Below are 3,387 nucleotides of genomic sequence, written 5' to 3' on the forward strand. Positions count from 1 at the left end.
CTGCTGCGCGAACTGGCGGCGCGGCTGTGAGCCTGCGCTTCGGGACCGCGGGATTGCGGGGACCGGTCGGCGACGGCCCGGACTGCATGAACGTGCCGGTCGTCGAGCGCACGACCGCCGGGCTCGCGGCCTGGCTCGACGCGCAGGGGCACGGCGGCGGTACCGTCGTCGTCGGCCGCGACGCCCGCACGGGATCCGCCGAATTCTTCACCGCGGCAACGGAGGTGCTCGCCGCGGCAGGATTCGACGTGGTCGCGCTCCCCCGCCCGCTGCCGACGCCGGTCACCGCGTTCGCGGTGCGCGCGCTCGGTGCCGTCGCCGGGGTGCAGATCACCGCGTCGCACAATCCCGCCGCCGACAACGGCTACAAGGTGTATGTCACCGGCGGTGCCCAGCTGGTCTCCCCCGCGGACCGCGAGATCGAAGCGGCGATCGACGCGGTCGGCGGCGTGGTGCCTCGTACGCCCGTGAAACCCTCGGGCGGCGACCTCGTCGAGAGATACCTCGCGCGGGTCGCGACGCTGCCGCGGTCGCCACACCGGAACGTGCGGATCGCACTCACCGCGCTGCACGGCGTCGGCGGCGAGACCGCGGTCGCGGCGTTGCGGCAGGCCGGGTTCACCGACGTGCACGTCGTCGCGTCCCAGTTCGCGCCGGACCCCGCGTTCCCCACCGTGGCGTTCCCGAACCCCGAGGAGCCCGGTGCCACCGACGCGCTGCTGGCGCTCGCCGAGGACGTCGGCGCGGACGTCGCACTTGCGCTCGACCCGGACGCCGACCGCTGCGCGGTGGGGGTGCCGGCGGGCAGCGACTCGCGACGGCACGCCGTCGAGGGCTGGCGGATGCTGCGCGGCGATGAGACCGGTGTGCTGCTCGGCGATCACATCCTCGCGGGAGCGCGCCCGGAATCGCTGGTGGCGACCACGATCGTGTCGTCCACGTTGCTCGGGAAGGTCGCCGCCGCGCGCGGCGCCCGCTTCGCGCAGACCCTCACCGGCTTCAAGTGGCTGGCCCGCGCCGGCGAGGGTCTGGTCTACGCGTACGAGGAGGCGATCGGCCACTGCGTCGACCCGGACGCGGTGCGCGACAAGGACGGCATCGCGACGGCGGTCGTCGTCGCGGATTATGTGGCAGACCTGAAGACGCGTGGTCGCACGCTGCTCGACGCGCTCGACGATCTGTACGCCGAGTTCGGCGTGCACCTGACCGATCAGGTCTCGATCCGGGTCGCCGACCTCACGCGGATCGACCGGCTCATGGCATCACTGCGGGCCACGCCGCCGGACGAACTCGCGGGCGAGGCGGTCACCGTGACCGATCTCGCCCGGGCGGAGACACGACTGCGGACCGACGCGCTCGTGTTCGAGGGCGCGTCGGTCCGCGTCGTCGTCCGGCCGTCCGGCACCGAACCGAAGCTCAAGTGCTACCTGCAGGCGGTCGCGGTGGATGGAAACCACGGCAGCGCCACCAGCAAGCTGGCGGCGCTGCGCGTGTGGGCTTCCGGGATGGCCGGTTGATCCTGGGTCGTCAGACCCGCTGCGGCACACCGTAGGTGACGACGGTGTCACCCTTCGAGGTGGTCGCCTTCGCGAACGGCCGGACGGTGACCGGGCCGATCGCCCCGGAGACGGAACCGTGCACACCGGCGATTCGAACGGTGACCGCGCTGCCGTCGAAGGTCAGACCCTCGACGATCGGCACCTCGGTGATGCCGCCGGGTTCGAGTTCGATCTCGAACTCGTGCTCGGGGATGATCCGGCCTCCGAGCTGCGCATTGGCACCCAGATCCAGGCCGATGACAGGGTCGCCGAGCAGATCGCCGAAGCCGAGATTGACGTTGTTCCCCACCCCCCAATCCAGGCTCGGGGTGAAGAGGTGCACGATCGCGCCGGGCAGCGCGACCGGATAGCCGATCTGATAGCCGAGGGTGAGCTTGGTACCGGTGAACGCATCCGCTCCCGGACCGGTGATCTTGACGGCGGCAACACCGTCGCTGAAGAACTCGACGCTCAACGGTGAGCTGTCGAGCGGCGGGACGGACTGGATCGACGTGTCCGCCTGCAGGACTTCGATCGTGGCGCCGCCGTCGAGCGGCATCGACCGGGCGTTGTCGACTGCGGCTCCTGCGGCGCCCGGGTTGACCATCGCCACGAACGCGGCGGCAGCCACCCCCAGTGCTGCTGCCCGGAATCGCTGGCGGGATTTCGTTACGGAATTGCGGACCATCGCGTTTCCCCATTTCACGAACTGATGACAGTGAAGCGATCGTGATGCACGCCTCAGAGTAATGAGCCGCAAGCGATTTCGTGAGGAAGATCGTGAAGAGTTGGTAACGGATCAGCGCACGAACAGCGTCTCAGCAGCCCCATGTGCACCATAAGCACCAAAACGGACATCGATGTCACGATTCGGCTGCGTGTTTCGAAGAGTAGGCGATGGCCGTTATCGCGGCCCGAATTGACGGTCGCCCGCGTCGCCGAGGCCCGGAACGATGTACTTGTTCTCGTTCAGGCCTTCGTCGATCGTGGCGGTCACCAACCGCACCGGGTGCCCGCACGCCGCGAGTGCCTCGACACCCTGCGGCGCCGCCACCACACACACCGCGGTGATGTCGGTCGCGCCGCGGGACACGAGGAGCTCGATCGTGTGCACCATCGACCCACCGGTCGCCAGCATCGGATCCAGCACGAACACCGGCAGCCTGGACAGATCGGCGGGGAGGGACTCGAGATAGGGCACCGGCTCGAACGTCTTCTCGTCGCGCGCCAGCCCGACGAAACCGACCTGCGCCTGCGGGATCAGCGCGTGCGCCTGATCGACCATGCCCAGACCGGCCCGCAGAACCGGGACCAGCAGCGGCGGTTGCTTCAGCCGCACCCCCGTGGTCGTCGTGATCGGCGTGCGCACCTCGAACTCCTCGACCGGCGCGTCCCGGACCGCCTCGTACACGAGCATCTGGGTGAGCCGGCTCAGTGCATGCCGGAAGGCGGCGTTGTCGCTGCGCTCATCGCGCAGGATCGTGAGGAGCGAGGCAGCGAGCGGATGATCGACGACGAGCGGATCCATGCCCGAAGGATAGAACGGTGGAACCGGCCGCCGCCCGAATGCGTCGAACCCGTCGAGAGCGATTCGATCCGACATCGAGGGGCGTGAGGCGTGAGAGGCGAGTTTCGGCAGGACGGTGTGCAGGTACGCCCGGAGACCATCGCAGCGTTCGGCGGTACGGCGGGAGACCTGGCCGAACGAATGCGCGGCGCGGTCGACGAGATCCGGGGCGCCGCCCCCGAACAACTGGACACCGGGCTCGGCCCGATCGGAACAGGATTCGTCGCGGCCCTGGTCACGGCGCATCGCGCGCACGAAGAGCACGTGATCCGCCTCGTGACC

4 protein-coding genes are annotated in these 3,387 nt (G+C 69.6%); 2 read left to right on the forward strand and 2 right to left on the reverse strand.

Annotated features, from left to right (window positions below; genetic code table 11):
• The first annotated feature begins 26 nt into the window (after nt 1-26).
• Nucleotides 27-1,517: a phospho-sugar mutase gene (locus I0Q12_RS19940; RefSeq protein WP_197253858.1), complete on the forward strand. Its 1,491-nt coding sequence runs from the start codon at nt 27-29 to the stop codon at nt 1,515-1,517.
• A gap of 10 nt (nt 1,518-1,527) precedes the next feature.
• On the opposite strand, the gene I0Q12_RS19945 is transcribed toward I0Q12_RS19940, so the two are convergent.
• Both I0Q12_RS19945 and upp read right to left on the reverse strand, forming a co-directional pair.
• On the reverse strand, nt 1,528-2,226 hold the full coding sequence (locus tag I0Q12_RS19945) for an MspA family porin (protein ID WP_197253866.1): 699 nt from the start codon (nt 2,224-2,226) through the stop codon (nt 1,528-1,530).
• Nucleotides 2,227-2,442: 216 nt separating this feature from the next.
• Nucleotides 2,443-3,066: a uracil phosphoribosyltransferase gene (gene upp / locus I0Q12_RS19950; RefSeq protein WP_197253859.1), complete on the reverse strand. Its 624-nt coding sequence runs from the start codon at nt 3,064-3,066 to the stop codon at nt 2,443-2,445.
• Between the two features lie 90 nt (nt 3,067-3,156).
• Here upp and I0Q12_RS19955 point away from each other — a divergent pair.
• On the forward strand, nt 3,157-3,387 hold a 231-nt coding region (locus I0Q12_RS19955), incomplete at its 3' end, for a hypothetical protein (protein ID WP_197253861.1).

This window comes from Rhodococcus sp. CX, from assembly GCF_015865005.1.
Classification (GTDB): domain Bacteria; phylum Actinomycetota; class Actinomycetes; order Mycobacteriales; family Mycobacteriaceae; genus Rhodococcus.